The organism is Stenotrophomonas sp. YJH_SMC_14-1 (assembly GCF_059372275.1).
In genome coordinates this window covers 120,499-136,178 of sequence record NZ_JCAFVK010000002.1, presented here as the reverse complement: position 1 = coordinate 136,178, position 15,680 = coordinate 120,499, and the positions used below count along the sequence as shown (strand labels likewise).

General features: G+C 66.4%; 13 protein-coding genes. 10 read left to right on the top strand and 3 right to left on the bottom strand.

Annotated elements, in window-relative coordinates; genetic code table 11:
* Window positions 1-5 precede the first annotated feature (5 nt).
* The 7 genes from AC5P9P_RS05630 (at window position 6) to AC5P9P_RS05600 (ending at window position 9,628) form a co-directional block, all read left to right on the top strand.
* Window positions 6-491, top strand: a complete 486-nt coding sequence (locus AC5P9P_RS05630) for a GNAT family N-acetyltransferase (protein WP_005413904.1) — start codon at window positions 6-8, stop codon at window positions 489-491.
* Entirely contained in the window at window positions 488-1,444 is a 957-nt protein-coding gene (gene epmA / locus AC5P9P_RS05625; protein WP_049403109.1) for an EF-P lysine aminoacylase EpmA, read from the top strand. Before AC5P9P_RS05630 ends, epmA begins: the two co-directional genes overlap by 4 nt.
* 138 nt (window positions 1,445-1,582) lie before the next feature.
* Window positions 1,583-2,311 carry a DUF3011 domain-containing protein gene (locus AC5P9P_RS05620; protein ID WP_049403108.1) on the top strand — a complete coding sequence of 243 codons (729 nt, stop codon included), beginning with the start codon at window positions 1,583-1,585 and terminating at the stop codon, window positions 2,309-2,311.
* Window positions 2,312-2,358: 47 nt separating this feature from the next.
* Window positions 2,359-3,423 carry an S-methyl-5-thioribose-1-phosphate isomerase gene (gene mtnA / locus AC5P9P_RS05615; RefSeq protein ID WP_049403107.1) on the top strand — a complete coding sequence of 355 codons (1,065 nt, stop codon included), beginning with the start codon at window positions 2,359-2,361 and terminating at the stop codon, window positions 3,421-3,423.
* A gap of 217 nt (window positions 3,424-3,640) precedes the next feature.
* Window positions 3,641-6,355, top strand: a complete 2,715-nt coding sequence (gene gyrA / locus AC5P9P_RS05610) for a DNA gyrase subunit A (protein ID WP_049403106.1) — start codon at window positions 3,641-3,643, stop codon at window positions 6,353-6,355.
* 131 nt (window positions 6,356-6,486) lie between these two features.
* On the top strand, window positions 6,487-9,015 hold the full coding sequence (locus AC5P9P_RS05605) for a membrane-bound PQQ-dependent dehydrogenase, glucose/quinate/shikimate family (protein ID WP_495232639.1): 2,529 nt from the start codon (window positions 6,487-6,489) through the stop codon (window positions 9,013-9,015).
* Between the two features lie 130 nt (window positions 9,016-9,145).
* Window positions 9,146-9,628: an REP-associated tyrosine transposase gene (locus tag AC5P9P_RS05600; RefSeq protein WP_495232707.1), complete on the top strand. Its 483-nt coding sequence runs from the start codon at window positions 9,146-9,148 to the stop codon at window positions 9,626-9,628.
* A 123-nt stretch (window positions 9,629-9,751) separates the two neighbouring features.
* Here the strand turns inward: AC5P9P_RS05600 and AC5P9P_RS05595 are convergent, their stop codons facing one another.
* Complete coding sequence (locus AC5P9P_RS05595) at window positions 9,752-10,153, bottom strand: DUF3037 domain-containing protein (RefSeq protein ID WP_049403103.1); 402 nt, start codon at window positions 10,151-10,153, stop codon at window positions 9,752-9,754.
* Window positions 10,131-10,907, bottom strand: a complete 777-nt coding sequence (locus AC5P9P_RS05590) for a HipA family kinase (RefSeq protein WP_021202746.1) — start codon at window positions 10,905-10,907, stop codon at window positions 10,131-10,133. The genes AC5P9P_RS05595 and AC5P9P_RS05590 overlap by 23 nt, the downstream gene beginning before the upstream one ends.
* Before the next feature lie 239 nt (window positions 10,908-11,146).
* Here AC5P9P_RS05590 and AC5P9P_RS05585 point away from each other — a divergent pair, with 239 nt between their 5' ends.
* The 3 genes from AC5P9P_RS05585 (at window position 11,147) to AC5P9P_RS05575 (ending at window position 14,618) form a co-directional block, all read left to right on the top strand.
* On the top strand, window positions 11,147-11,476 hold the full coding sequence (locus AC5P9P_RS05585) for a hypothetical protein (RefSeq protein ID WP_005413891.1): 330 nt from the start codon (window positions 11,147-11,149) through the stop codon (window positions 11,474-11,476).
* Between the two features lie 168 nt (window positions 11,477-11,644).
* On the top strand, window positions 11,645-14,107 hold the full coding sequence (locus AC5P9P_RS05580; RefSeq protein ID WP_495232638.1) for a S9 family peptidase: 2,463 nt from the start codon (window positions 11,645-11,647) through the stop codon (window positions 14,105-14,107).
* 190 nt (window positions 14,108-14,297) lie between these two features.
* A complete protein-coding gene (locus tag AC5P9P_RS05575; protein ID WP_164208665.1) occupies window positions 14,298-14,618 on the top strand; it encodes a hypothetical protein in 321 nt (106 codons plus the stop codon).
* A 10-nt stretch (window positions 14,619-14,628) separates the two neighbouring features.
* On the opposite strand, the gene AC5P9P_RS05570 is transcribed toward AC5P9P_RS05575, so the two are convergent.
* Window positions 14,629-15,612 carry a hypothetical protein gene (locus AC5P9P_RS05570; protein WP_322535169.1) on the bottom strand — a complete coding sequence of 328 codons (984 nt, stop codon included), beginning with the start codon at window positions 15,610-15,612 and terminating at the stop codon, window positions 14,629-14,631.
* Between the last annotated feature and the right edge of the window lie 68 nt (window positions 15,613-15,680).

The window sequence follows — 15,680 nt, the reverse complement described above, 5'->3', positions numbered from 1 at the left end:
CACCGATGCAGACTGCCCCACTGGATTTCCGCCTGGCCACCCGTGCCGACGAAGAACTGTTGATCGCGTTGATGCGCGAGTTCTATGCCGAAGACAGGATCGACTTCGACGACGCGCGCGTGCGTCGCGGCGTGGATGCGCTGCTGGCCGACCCACGCAACGGCGAAGTGCTGCTGTGGCTGGACGAGGCGGCCGAGGTGGTCGGTTACGCAGTGATCGCGATGGGCTTCAGCCTGGAGCAGGGCGGCCACTTCATGCTGCTGGACGAGCTGTACCTGAGCCATCGTGCGCGTGGTCGCGGCCGCGGCAAGCAGGCGCTGGCCATCTGCGAACAGCGGGCACGGGGCCGCGGCGTAAGCCGCCTGCGCCTGGAAGTGAACCACCACAACGAGCTGGCCCGTCGCCTCTATCTGGCGAGCGGTTACATCGATGACACCCGCGATCTGCTGACCCTGCCGCTGGACCACCCGCGCCCGGAGGGCATCCTGTGAGCGAGGCCCTGCTGCGCGCGCTGCAGCAGCGCGCCGCGCTCAATGCGCTGGTGCGCCGCTTCTTCGCCGAACGCGATGTGCTGGAAGTGGAAACGCCGATCCTGTCGGTGGCCGGCAACACCGAGCCGAACATCGACAGCTTCCATACCGATTTCACCGGCCATGTCGATGCCGGCGGACGCCGCCGCTGGCTGCGCACCTCGCCGGAGTATCCGCTCAAGCGCCTGTTGGCGGCGGGCGTGGGTGACTGTTACGAACTGGGCCGCGTGTTCCGCAATGGCGAGGCGGGCGGCCGCCACAACCCGGAATTCACCATGCTGGAGTGGTACCGGGTTGGCTGGGATCATCATCGCCTGGTGCAGGAGACCGCCGAGCTGGTCGGCCAGGCGCTGGCGCTGGTCGGGCGCAGTGCGACCCTGCGCGTGCTGAGCTACCGCGAGCTGTTCCAGCAGCATGTGGGCGTTGACCCGTTCAAGGCCGATGAGGCTGCATTGCGGGCCGCGCTGGGTGATGTGCACATCGATCCGGTCGGTTTGACCCGCGATGACTGGCTGGACTTGTTGATGACCCATCGCATCCAGCCGCAGTTTGATGACGCAGTGATGACCGTGGTCCATGACTGGCCGGCCAGCCAGGCGGCGCTTGCGCGCATCCGTGCCGGTACACCACCCCTGGCCGAGCGTTTCGAGTTGTATCTGGGCGGGGTGGAGCTGGCCAACGGCTATCACGAACTGAACGACGCCCACGAGCAGCGCGCGCGCTTCCAGCGTGACCTGCAGCGACGCCATGAACGTGGCCAGGTGCAGCCGGCGCTGGACGAGGCGCTGCTGGCCGCGCTGCCATCGATGCCGGCGTGCGCGGGCGTGGCGGTGGGGGTTGATCGCCTCCTGATGGCGATGAACCGCACGCCGCGCATTGCCGACGTGCTGGCCTACGACTTTGCCCACGCATGAGCGACCTGCGTTCCTGAACGTCAAAGACTGAACGGAATTCCGCGATTCCGCGCTTGCTTCGGTAAGCAGGATGATGCTTTTATCACGGCAGATGCCGGACACTGGCACGCAGTTCATCCATTCCTGCTGGGGAAGGCTTTGGTCAAGTGGTTTGCGGTTGTCGCTGCACCGGTTTACTCCATCGCGCTCTGGGGTGCCTGGCTGCCGTCATCGGCATCTGCCCAGCAGGCCGGCTACGACGGTGAAGTGGTGACCTGCGAATCACGCGACATGGGCTGGGTGCATTGCGATATCGATGTCAGCAACGGCGTCGACCTGGTGCGCCAGCTTTCCAACAGCAGTTGCATCCGTGGCAGCGAATGGGGCACCGACCGCAGTGGCGTGTGGGTCACGCTGGGCTGCCGCGCCGAGTTCCGCGCACGCCGCGCTGCGGTTGGCGCACCGGTAGCCAGCGAGGGCAAGCGCCTGGTCCGCCGCGTGGTGCGTTGTGAATCCAATGGTCGCCCGCAGAGCTGCCCGGTGCGCCTGGATGGCGCGCCAGTGCGCCTGCTGCGCCAGCTGTCGGCGCTGCCATGCCGCGAAGGGCAGGGCTGGGGCTACAAGCGCAATGAAGTCTGGACCAGCCGCGGTTGCCAGGGGGATTTCGAAGTGGCTGACGAGGACGGCCGATTCGTTGACGTACCACGCCGGCTGACCTGTGAATCGAAGTCGAAGAAGCGCCGTTTCTGCGGCGCGAGCATTTCGGTCGGCGCCGTCGTCACCGAACAGTTGTCCAGCACCCCGTGCGTGGAAGGCAGTACCTGGGGCTGGAACCGCAACGGCATCTGGGTGGACGGTGGCTGCCGCGCCGAGTTCTCGGTGAATTGAGCCCGGGCGGGCTCCAACCCCGGGGGGCGTGGCCCTACAATGGGCCCATGAACACTGCCTCCGACATCGACTACGCCCGTTACGACCATATCCGCCCGATCCTGTGGACCGGCGATGCCCTGCAACTGCTGGACCAGCGCAAGCTGCCGTTCGTGGTCGAGCATGTGGTCTGCCATGACAGTGACGAAGTGGCTGCAGCCATTCACGCGTTGACCGTGCGCGGTGCGCCGGCCATCGGCATCGCCGCCGCCTGGGGCGTGGTGCTGGCCGCACGTGACGTGCAGGCTGCAGACGGTGCGCACGCGCTGCAGCAGCTGGAACCGGCGCTGCAGCGTCTGAACGCTTCGCGTCCGACTGCCGTCAATCTGGCCTGGGCGCTGGCGCGCATGCGCCGTTGCCTGCATGCCGCCGGTGCTGACTGGAAGGCGAAGCTGGAGGCCGAAGCGCAGGCCATCGCCGAGGAAGACCTGGCCGCCAATCGCCACATGGGCGCGCTGGGCGCAGGCCTGATCGAAGCCGGCAGCGGCGTGCTGACCCACTGCAACACCGGCTCGCTGGCCACCGCCGGCTTCGGCACCGCGCTGGGCGTGATCCGCGCCGGCATGGCCCAGCACCGCATTGCCCGCGTGTTCGCTGGCGAGACCCGTCCGTGGCTGCAGGGCGCGCGCCTGACCGTGTGGGAGCTGCAGCAGGATGGCATTGACGCCACGCTGATCGCCGATTCGGCCGCCTCGCACCTGATGAAGACCGGCGCTGTGCAGTGGGTGATCGTCGGTGCCGACCGCATCTGCGCCAACGGCGATACCGCCAACAAGATCGGGACCTACCAGCTGGCCATCGCCGCCCGCCATCACGGCGTGAAGTTCATGGTCGTGGCGCCGTCCTCGACGGTGGACATGGAGACCGTGGACGGCAGCCAGATCGAGATCGAGCAGCGCGATCCGGGCGAGCTGTACGGCGTGGGCGGCACCCGCACGGTGGCAGAGGGCATCGCTGCCTGGAACCCGGTATTCGACGTCACCCCGGGTGAGCTGATCGACGCCATCGTGACCGAGCGCGGCGTGATCCTGAACCCGACCCCGGAGAACATGCGCGCCGCCTTCGGCGGCTGACGCGCGGGGGGAGGGGCCGCGTGACCTCCGCCCCGGTGGTGCCGGCCGCGGGCCGGCAACCCCCTAAGTTCCTGATTTGTGCAGGTAAAATACCCGTAAAGGGAGGCGGAAAACGGCCTGTTGTGGTAATATCCGCAGGTTGAATCGAGGTTCCGGCACGACCCCCTCCCGCAGGGGGCTGCGCCGGACTGGACCGCTACCAGACAACGGAACCCGAATGGCAGAAACCGCCAAGGAAATCATCCAGGTCAACCTGGAAGACGAGATGCGCAAGAGCTACCTCGATTACGCCATGAGCGTGATCGTGGGCCGCGCGCTCCCGGATGCGCGCGACGGCCTCAAGCCGGTGCATCGCCGCGTGCTGTTCGCGATGAATGAACTCAACGCGCACAGCAACAAGCCCTACTTCAAGTCGGCGCGTATCGTCGGTGACGTCATCGGTAAGTACCACCCGCATGGCGATCAGTCGGTGTACGACACGCTGGTGCGCCTGGCACAGCCGTTCTCGCTGCGTTACATGCTGGTCGATGGCCAGGGTAACTTCGGCTCCATCGATGGCGACTCCGCCGCGGCAATGCGATACACCGAAGCGCGCATGTCGCGCCTGGCGCATGAGCTGATGGCGGACATCGACAAGGAAACCGTCGATTTCCAGCCCAACTACGACGAAAAGGAACTGGAGCCGACGGTCATGCCGACCCGGTTCCCGAACCTGCTGGTCAACGGTTCGGCCGGTATCGCGGTGGGCATGGCGACCAACATCCCGCCGCACAACCTGAGCGAATCGATCAACGCCTGCATCGCGCTGATCGACAACCCGGAAATCGACGTCGACGGCCTGATGGAGTACATCCCGGGCCCGGATTTCCCGACCGCCGGCATCATCAACGGCACCGCCGGCATCGTCGCCGGCTACCGCACCGGCCGTGGCCGCGTGCGCATCCGTGCCAAGGCCGATATCGAAGTGGCCGACAACGGCCGCGAATCGATCATCGTCACTGAAATTCCTTACCAGGTGAACAAGGCGCGTCTGATCGAGAAGATCGCCGAGCTGGTCAAGGAAAAGAAGATCGAAGGCATCAGCGAGCTGCGCGATGAGTCCGACAAGGACGGCATGCGCATCTACATCGAGATCAAGCGCGGTGAATCTGCCGAGGTTGTGCTGAACAACCTGTACCAGCAGACGCAGATGGAATCGGTATTCGGCATCAACATGGTGGCGCTGGTCGATGGCCGCCCGCAGTTGATGAACCTCAAGCAGATGCTGGAGGCGTTCGTCCGCCACCGTCGCGAAGTGGTCACCCGCCGTACCGTGTTCGAGCTGCGCAAGGCGCGCGCCCGTGCCCACGTGCTGGAAGGCCTGACCGTCGCGCTGGCCAACATCGACGAGATGATCGAACTGATCAAGACCTCGCCGAACCCGAACGAAGCACGCGAGCGCATGCTGGCCCGCGTGTGGGAGCCGGGCCTGGTCGGTGCGATGCTGGGTGCCGCCGGCGCCGAAGCCTCGCGCCCGGAAGACCTGCCCAAGGGCGTGGGCCTGATCGAGGGCGGCTACCAGCTGACCGAGATCCAGGCTACCCAGATCCTGGAAATGCGCCTGCACCGCCTGACCGGGCTGGAGCAGGACCGCCTGACCGATGAGTACAAGCAGCTGCTGGAAGTGATCGCCGGGCTGATCCACATCCTGGAAGATCCCGACCGCCTGCTGCAGGTGATCCGCGAAGAGCTGGTCAGTGTGAAGGCCGAATTCGGCGACGAGCGTCGTACCGAGATCCGCCACAGCGAAGAAGACCTGGACATCCTCGACCTGATCGCGCCGGAAGACGTGGTGGTCACCGTGTCGCATGCCGGTTACGTGAAGCGCCAGCCGGTGAGCGTGTACCGCGCGCAGCGCCGTGGTGGTCGTGGCCGTAGTGCGGCGGCGACCAAGGAAGAGGATTTCATCGAACAGCTGTGGCTGGTCAACACGCATGACACGCTGCTGACCTTCACCAGTTCGGGCAAGGTGTTCTGGCTGCCGGTCTACCAGCTGCCCGAAGCCGGTTCCAACGCCCGTGGCCGTCCGATCATCAACTGGATCCCGCTGGAACCCGGCGAGCGCGTGCAGGCCGTGCTGCCGGTACGCGAGTACGCCGATGGCCAGTTCGTGTTCTTCGCCACGAAGAACGGTACGGTCAAGAAGACCCCGCTGGGCGAGTTCGCCTTCCGTCTGGCCCGCGGCAAGATCGCGATCAACCTGGACGAGGGCGACGCACTGGTCGGCGTCGGCCTGACCGACGGCCAGCGCGACATCCTGCTGTTCGCCTCCAACGGCAAGACCGTGCGCTTCGGCGAGGACAAGGTCCGCTCGATGGGCCGTACCGCCACCGGCGTGCGGGGCATCAAGATGCCGGCCGGCGAGGAAGTGGTCAGCCTGATCGTGGCCGAAAGTGCCGGTGGCATCGAGGACGAGAACGAGGACGACAACGGTGTCGAAGAAGCCGCGGCCAATGGCGATGCGGTGATCGACGGCGCTGACGACGCCAGCGTGCAGTACATCCTGACCGCCACCGAGAACGGCTATGGCAAGCGCACCCCGCTGCCGGACTACCCGCGCAAGGGCCGTGGTACGCAGGGCGTGATCGGCATCCAGACCACCGAGCGCAACGGCAAGCTGGTCGCCGCGGTGCTGATGGGCTCCAGCGACGAAGTCCTGCTGATCTCCGATGGCGGCACCCTGGTGCGTACACGTGGCTCGGAAATCAGCCGTGTCGGCCGCAACACCCAGGGCGTGACCCTGATCCGCCTCTCCAAGGACGAGAAGCTGCAGGCGGTGGAGCGCATGGATGCCTCGATCGACGAGGACGAGGACGAGGTGGCTGCCGCCGCCCCGGCCACGGCCGACGGCGCACCGGCTGCTGCCAGCAGCGAGGACGCCGCGCAGGAGTGATCCTGCCGCGAGCCTGAGGTACCCGACGACGCCGGCCCTGTGCCGGCGTCGTCGTATCCGGATGCCACGCATACGCGCGCGCTTCACGCAGGCGGTGGGATAACGGCGCATGCTGCCCCCGGAGATCGACGATGTCCGCCACGCCGCAGTCCGCTCCTGCTCCCGTCCGCGCCTCCCGGCATCCCCTCGTCACCGTGCTGTCGCTGCTGCTGGTCGTGCTCGGCCTGGTTATCGGTGGCCTCGGTGCGTGGCTGCTCAGCCTTGGCGGCTCGGCGTACTACGCCATCGCCGGGCTCGGCCTGCTGGCCAGCGGAATCCTGTTGTTCGGCAACCGCCGCAGCGGCGCGCTGCTGTATGCGCTGGTGTTCATCGGCACGCTGCTGTGGACCTGGTGGGAATCGGGCAGCGACTACTGGCGCTGGGTACCGCGGCTCGGGCTGGTGACCGCGCTCGGCATCGTGCTGGCGCTGCTGTCGCCGACGCTGCGCGAGCCGGTTTCAAAACGCCTGTCGCGCAGCGTGGCGGGCGTGCTGATGCTTGTGTTCGTGGCCGCCTTCGGCCTGGCCTTTGCCCCGCATGGGGAAGTGGACGGGCACCTGCCGTTCCCGGATGGCGCAGTCAGCGCCGGACTGGAACCTACGCGGGATACCACGGGCCTGCAGCCGGCTGACCAGCCCGCCGAGGGCGACTGGCCGGCGTGGGGCCGCAGCAATGCCGGCACCCGCTATTCGCCGCTGCAGCAGATCACCCCGGCCAATGTGGCCACGTTGCAACCGGCCTGGCAGTTCCGTACCGGGGATATGCCGAAGAAGCGCTGGGGTGCCGAAACCACGCCGCTGAAGGTCGGCGACCGCCTGTACCTGTGCACCGCACGCAACCGCCTGATCGCGCTTGATGCTGCCAGCGGCAAGGAACTGTGGCGGTTCGATCCAAAGGTGAAGGATGCTTCGATTCCCTATACCGCTGCCTGTCGTGGTGTGAGCTATTACGAGCAGCCCAGCACGCCGACCCTTGCCGACGCGGCATTGGCCGATGTCGCTGCCGATCTGGCCCTGCCGGAGCCGCCGCCCACTGTCACCCGCAGTGCTGCACCGGGCAGTCGACCGGCGTGCTGGGCGCGCATCATCGAAGGCACGCTGGATGGTCGCATCATCGCGGTGGACGCGGACAGCGGCCATCCCTGCGCCAACTTCGGCAACAACGGCCAGGTCGACATCACCCTGGGCATGGGCGAGGTGCCACCCGGTTACGTGTCGATCAACTCGCCGCCGGCCATCGTGCGCGGCGTGATCGTGACCGGCCACCAGGTGCTGGATGGGCAGCGCCGCGATGCGCCGTCGGGCGTGATCCAGGCGTACGACGCCATCACCGGCAAGCTGCGCTGGGCGTGGGACATGGACCAGCCCGAGCGCAGCGGCCTGCCGCCGCGCGAGCAGACCTACACGCGGGGCACGCCCAACATGTGGACCACGGCCACCGGTGATGAGGCGCTGGGCCTGGTCTACCTGCCGCTGGGCAATGCCGCGGGAGACTATTGGAGTGGTTCGCGCACGGAGAACCAGAACCGCTACGCGACCTCGCTGGTGGCGATCGACGTGGCCACCGGCAAGCCGGTCTGGCATTTCCAGGCAGTGCGCAAGGATGTGTGGGACTACGACCTGGGGTCGCAGGCCAGCCTGATCGACTACCCGACGGCGGCGGGCAAGGTGCCGGCGATCCTGCTGCCGACCAAACAGGGCGACATGTACATCCTTGATCGCCGCAACGGCCAGCTCCTGACCGCCGCCGAAGAGCGCAAGGTGCCGGTCGGCGGCGTCGAACCCGAGCAGCGTTCTCCCACCCAGCTGTTTTCGCTGTACCACACGCTGCGCCGCGAACATGACCTGACCGAGCGTGACATGTGGGGCATCACCCCGATTGACCAGCTGGTCTGCCGCATCCAGTTCCGCAAGGCGTACTACGAAGGGTTCTACACGCCGCCGAGCAGCGAGCGCCATTCCATCGAGTACCCCGGCTACAACGGCGGCTCGGACTGGGGCAGCGTATCCATCGATACGCGCCGCGGCGTGATCGTGGCCAACTACAACGACATGCCCAACTACAACCGGCTGGTGCCTCGCGCGGAGGCCGACCGGCTGGGCTGGCTGCCACGCGAGAAGGTCCGGTTCGACAAGGGCGGTGCCGAAGGCGCGGGCGACCCGCAGGTGGGTACGCCCTACGCCATCCAGGTCAACGCCGGCTGGCGGCTGCCGTTCACCGGCCTGCTGTGCAAGCAGCCGCCCTATGGCGGTATCCGTGCCATCGACCTGCGCACCGGCAAGCTGCTGTGGGACCGACCGTTTGGCAGTGCGCGCGGCAACGGACCGTTCGGCATCCGTTCCGGTCTGCCGATCGAGATCGGCACGCCGAACAACGGCGGTTCGGTAGTGACCGCCAGCGGCCTGATCTTCATCGCCGCCGCCACCGATGACCTGCTGCGTGCCATCGATCTGAAGACCGGCAAGGAACTGTGGCACGCCAAGCTGCCTGCCGGCGGCCAGGCCAACCCGATGGTGTACGAGCAGGGCGGGCGCCAGTACGTGGTGATCATGGCTGGCGGCCACCATTTCATGGAAACCCCGAACGGCGATTACGTGATGGCGTTTGCGTTGCCCAGGTAGGCCGACGGGGTAAAACCGGCCGGGTAGAGCCGACTCCACATCCCCGGACGCTGCATCGAGATGGTCCCTGATCCTGACGTTGGCAGTGAACCGATGTCGAGCATCCATCCTGGCGGGCATTCTCGAACTCATGCCCAGCCCTCAACTGCTTGCCGGCCGCCGATCCATAGTCGGCAACGTCTACACCATCACCATGGTGTGCCGGAACCGCCATCGCGTTTTCGATAGCCCTGCCAATGCCGACCTTGCCATGCAGCTCCTCGGATCGATGGATCGGGAAGGCCTGACTGCATCGTTTACCTGGGTGATCATGCCGGATCACATCCACTGGCTGGCTCAACTACGTGGCCATTCGCTGGGCTACTGCGTGCAGCGCTTCAAGGCGCGCAGCAGCTTTCCAATCAACCGGCGGCGAGGGAGCCAGGGTGCAATCTGGCAGGCGGGTTATCACGATCATGCGATCCGCAGTGACGCGTCGCTGCACAGGCACCCTTGCTACATTCTGGCAAATCCCGTTCGAGCCGGTCTTGCCGCGCAGATCGGTGACCATCCGTATGGATGGTGCCGCTGGCCGTTGAGCGAGCTTGAGTTGGCAGGCGAACGCGCATGGTGATGGAACCGACCGGGTAGAGTCGACCCGGTAGAGTCGACTGTTAGTCGACTGCCTTTCTCAATGCCGCCGAAGAGCCCGCACTGCGTGCGTTAATCGACTAACAGTCGACTCTACCAGTCGCCGCTACGCGCTAGGTGCCGGTACCCGCACCATCTTCGTCATCAAGTGTTCCACCACACCCGCAGGGTCCGCCGTGCGGCCCACATGCGTGCTCGACATCTGCACGATCGAGCTGCGCTTGGCGGTAAGGAAGTGGAAGCGGGCACGCGCGGGCAGTTGCGCGATGGGCCCGGCGCTGGCGTCGCCGCGGCAGATGGCCACGATCGCATCCAGCCATGGTTGCAGCGCCTCCTGGTCCAGCGCCGGCGCGAAGGCCTGCAGGCGCGCAGGATCGATCTCGATGGCCGCTTCCAGATGGCGCGCGCCAGGGCAGGAGACGATCACCCCGACGTTGATGAACTCCTCGCGTTCCACCCGCGGTACCACGCGGATGATCGCGTAGTCATACGTGTGCAGCGTGGGCACGGATGGCCTCCTGCACGAACACCGCACGCACTTTCAGGCGGTGCTTGAGATAATCGATGTAACCCTGGCGGTAGGCTTGGGGGCTGTCGAACGCCGGCTCGTTGACCAGCCAGCTGTCCGGCACCAGGCCGACGATGCGCTCGATCTCGGCATCAGTCAGGCGCGCGGCCAGCTCGGCATCCACCTCGGCGATGCGACTGGCGAACGACAGCAGCACATGGTCGCGGATCAGCACGAACGGCTTTTCGCACGCATCGCCGGCGTTGGCCCAGTCGTGATGGAAGTACATGGCCGCACCGTGATCGATCAGGTACAGCTTTCGATGCCACACCATCAGGTTCGGGTTCCGCGTGGTGCGATCGACATTGCTGGTGAACGCATCGAACCAGACGATGCGCGAGGCCAGGTCTGCATCCACCGGCATTGCCGCCGGATCGTAATTGATCGCACCGGGCAGGTAGTCCAGGCCCAGGTTCAGGCCTTCGCTGGCGCGGATCAGCTCCTGGATTTCCGGGTCGGGCTCGGTGCGGGCGAACTCGCGGTCCAGCTCGACGAACAGGATTTCCGGAATCGGCAGGCCCAGCGTGCGTGCCATCTCGCCGGCGATCAGCTCGGCGATCAACGCTTTCGGGCCCTGGCCGGCGCCACGAAACTTCAGCACGGCCATGCCGTCGTCGTCGGTCTCGACCACGGCCGGCAGGGAGCCACCTTCCCGCAAGGGCGTGATGTAGCGGAGGGCATGTACGGTGCGCATGCGTGCATTCTAGCGTGGGTGCAGGCGCAACCCTCTGACCGGCGAGGACCGATTTCGGCCTTCACCTGTCCCTTCCGCCTGCGATGGCAGCATCCTGCTACAGGAACCCTTGGGTTCATGGGCGTACTGGCACTCTCGATGCAGAGGCTCCAGGCTGGGTACCTGCTCGGCTGCCAGCGACGCGCACTGCGAAGCGGAAACCTCATCCACGATGTCCTGCAGGCTACGGAGGTGCACCGATGAGCGACGAATTCACTCCCATTCTGCCGACCTTGGACGATGCCAAGGCGGAAGAAATGATCGGCAAGGTCGTCCTGGTCGGGGTCACCCGCTATGGCGGCGACGGCCAGGTGAAGGGGCTGGAGCAGTACGCCGGCACGGTGTTGCGCATCAGCGCCGACGAGGGCGTGGTGCTGGCCGACGAGAATGATGGCCACGAGCGCTATCTGCCGCCGATGCTGGACCAGTACCAACCAGCCGAGCCCGGCGAGTACCGCATGCGCACCAGCGGCATGATCGTGGTCGATCCCGATTACCTGGCCACCTGGGACCTGCACGCGCAGCAGTAGTGCCAGGCCACGCCCGGCAGATGCCGGCCCGTTGCCGGCCTGCCGGGCTTGGCTCACTTTGCCCCATCCGGCCACTAGTCCTTCCGGCCCATTCACGACAACCCCTGCGGTGCTAGATTCGGGTCCATGCCCGATTCCGGGCGCCCATTCACACTCCAGGGGATAAGGATGCTCATCCGTCGAACCTCTCTGGCGGCGGCTGTTGCCGTTGCCACCGTCGGCCTGCTGGCCGCTGGACCGGCTTTCGCTGATTACGCGAAGCCGCCGGAACACCTGCTCAAGGTGCTGAAGGCGCCGCCGCCGCCGGCGCCGAACGTGGCCCCGGGCGGGCAGCGCCTGCTGCTGACCACCGCGCAGACCTACCCGTCAATCAGCCGCGTCGCCCAGCCCTATCTGAAGCTGGCTGGCGTGCGCTTGGAGCCGAAGAACCGCAGCCGCCATGACACGCCAGGTGGCTACGGCATTCCGGCCTGCGTGGCCGATTTCACCCTGGTCGACATCGGCAGCGGCAAGGAGACCAAGGTCAACCTGCCGCAGGGCTGCGCCACCGGCGCGCTGTGGTCGGCCGATGGCAGCCATTTCGCCTTCCAGAATGCGGTCGATACCAGCGTGCAGCTGTGGGTGGGCGATGCGGCTACCGGGCAGGTGAAGCAGGTGCCGAATGTGCAGCTGAATCCGATCTTCGGCAACACCGTGCAGTGGCTGGGCGGCAGCCAGAACCTGCTGGTGAAGCTGGTGCCGGCCAACCAGGGCCCGGCACCGTCCAACGGCGGCGTACCGACTGGCCCGGATGCACAGGAGTCGCTGGGCAGCAGTGGCGAGAGCAGCACCTACGAAGCCCGCGACACGCTGACCAGCGTGCATGACGAGAAGCTGTTCGCTTATTACGGTGCCTCGCAGCTGGCCGTGGTCGATACCGCCGCCAACAGCGTGCGTCCGGTCGGGCAGCCGGCGCTGTTCAACGACGTCAGCGCCGCACCCGATGGCGTGCACGTGCTGACCGAATCGATCAAGGCGCCGTACTCGCATGCGGTGACCTACCAGCGCTTCGCCAACGACGTGGCCGTGCTGGACATCGCCAGCGGCAAATCCACGCCGATTGCCAGCCTGCCGTTGGCCGACCGCGTGCCGGTGCATGGCGTGCCGGAAGGCCCGCGTGGCTTCGACTGGCGTGCCACCGATCCGGCCACCCTGGTCTATGCCGAGGCACTGGACAAGGGCGACTGGAAGGTCAACGTGCCGCACCGCGACCGCGTGCTGATGCTGAAGGCCCCGTTCAACGGCAAGCCGACCGAAATCACCCGTACCGCGCAGCGATTTGAGGGCTTCGCGTGGACCGCCGATCCGGCCGTGGCGTTCCAGTACGAGAACGACGAGAACCGCCACTGGATGCAGACCCGCATCGTCGATGTGGACCAGCCGAAGAAGGAAGGCCGCCTGCTGTGGGACATGTCCAGCGACGAGCTGTATGGCAACCCCGGCAACCTGGTCTTTACCCGCCTGCCGAATGGCGCGCAGGTGGTGCGCCGTGAGGGCAACCATGTGTTCCTCAGCGGCCGTGGCGCGTCGCCGCAGGGCGACCGTCCGTTCCTGGACCGCCTGGACCTGGGCACCCTGAAGAGCGAGCGCCTGTTCCGCAGCAGTGCCGACGCCTACGAACAGTTCCTCGGTTTCAGCAGCACGCCGGGGCGCTACCTGACCTGGCACCAGTCGGTGATCGATCCCCCGAATGCCTTCATCCGCCAGCAGGGTGAGGCAGTGGCTGATGCGAAGACCGGCGAGGCGCAGTTCGCGTCCACCGCGACCGCGCTGACCAGGCTGGTCGACCCGACCCCGGAGGTGCGCCAGATCAAGAAGCAGCTGGTGACCTACAAGCGTGCCGATGGCGTGGACCTGTCGTTCACCCTGTACACGCCGCCGGGCTACAAGGAAGGCCAGCGCGTGCCGGCGATCCTGTATGCGTACCCGGCCGACTTCGCCAATGCCGCGCAGGCCGGCCAGGTGTCCGGTTCGCAGCAGACCTTCACCCGTCTGCAGCCGTACCGCCTGATGCTGCTGGCCGGCTACGCGATCATCGACAACGCCTCGTTCCCGATCGTCGGCGACCCGAAGAACGCGTACGACACTTATCTGGAGCAGCTGGAAGCCGATGCCAAGGCGGCGGTGGACAAGGCCGTGGACATGGGCGTGGTCGACCGCAACCGCATCGGCGTGACCGGTCACAGCCACGGTGGCCTGATGACCGCCAACCTGATCGCGCACACCAAGCTGTTCAAGGCCGGCGTGGCGACCAGTGGTTCGTACAACAAGACCTTCACCCCGTTCGGCTTCCAGAACGAACGCCGCTCGGTCTGGCAGGCGCAGGACGTGTACCTGAAGGCCTCGCCTTTCTTCTATGCCGACAAGATCAAGCTGCCGCTGCTGCTGGTCCACGGCGAGGACGACGCCAACCCGGGCACCGAGCCGTTCCAGTCGCGCAAGCTGTACCAGGCGATCCGCGGCAACGGCGGTACCACCCGCCTGGTGATGCTGCCGAACGAGCCGCACTGGTACACCGCGCTGGAGTCGAACGAGCAGCTGGTATCGGAAATGCTGAACTGGTTCGACACCTACGTGAAGAACGCCAAGTAGTGGAACAGGAAGGCCACCTCCGGGTGGCCTTCCTGCATCCTGCTGTAGCGCCGAGCCCACGCTCGGCTGTAACCAGCCGCACGTGCTCTGCAATCAACTGTGGAGACTCGGTAACGACGTGTTACCGGCACATTCGCATGCCACGCAGTTGGGCTAGGCTGACCCTGTGAGTTCGTCCCGGGTCGGTGCAATGAAAGCCATCGTTCTTGCTGCAACGTTGTCGTTGGTCCTGGTTTCAAACGCCCATGCCCAGTCGCTGCCCACCGAGCTGGCGCAGCTGGGGATCATCGCCGGCATGCCCTACGCCAAGGCCAAGCGCCTGCTGGATGCTGCGGGATGGCAGGTGAAGCCGGCGCAGGGCGCGCCGGAATCGCTGGAGGGCTTTCCGGAAGTGGGGTGCCAGAAGGGCGGGAAGCAGTGCGCGACGACCTTCGAGAAGGGTGAACAGCAGATTGCGCTGCGGCTGGGCACTACCCTGGCAGGGCAGCCGTTCGTGCAGAGCGCTGATTGAGCACCCGAGCTCACGCCAACGGCAGGCGGTCCTGCGCATGCGCCAACCGGTCGTGCAGTTCGCGCACGTGCTCGGCCTTGGCATGGATGCGCGTGGTATCACCGAAACTGCGCAGGTAGGCGCACGCGGCGAAGCCGGCACTCTTCTTTTCGTACTCGGCAATCCAGGCCAGGCGATCCGGGTTGTTGGCCTGCTCGGCTGACCACGCGGCCACCGGCGGACGGATGCGGTACCTCAGGCCAACGCGCCACGGCTTTGGTGTCAGGCGCGCACGGAAGCAGTGCTGCAGCCGGCACATGCGCGCGTACAGGGTGTCGGCGCCCAGCGTTCTGAAGAACGCCTGCAGCTGCTCGTCTTCGGGCAGGAACGTGGCATGCATGGCCAGCACGCGCAATCCAGCCGGCGTGCGGTACGCACGCAGATGCCAGTCCGGATGCTGTTCGCTGAAGGCCGCGACCCGCTGCAGGGCCATGCCTTCGGCGCCACCGGCCGCGGCCAGGCGCCGCTTGCGCTGCATCAGCATCGCCGTGTTGACCAGCAGCACCGCTGCCACCCCCAGCACCAGTCCCACCAGCCAGTGCCAGAGCAGAGTGCCGATGATGGCGCCAGCGAACAGCAGCACTGCAGCGATGATTGCAGGCATCACGCAACCGGCAGGTGGCTGCGCATGATCGATGTCGGCGAACAGCACGTCCGGGGTGTTCAGGCACAGCGCACCGTAGCTGTTGCGGGTGATGATGACGTCGCCGTCGCGCTGCACGATCTGCTCGCGGATCGGCACGCCCTCCACGCCGTAGTTGCTGCGCACTTCGCGTCGCGGCAGCGCCTGCCCGGCGAGGATGGCATTGAGGGCTTCGTTGGCGCGGCGATCGGCGTGCATCTGCGCCTCGGCAGAGCCTTCGTCGGACCAGCCGAAGCGGCGAACGACCACCGGCCGGCCACGGAAACGGGCCTGCAGGCGGGCTTCGGCCCAGTACGCGGGAACGATCATCATCGTGCGGTGCTCCATCTTCCATGGCAGGTGCCGAAGCGAGTCTGGCACAGCGCCGGTGCGCCCGCATC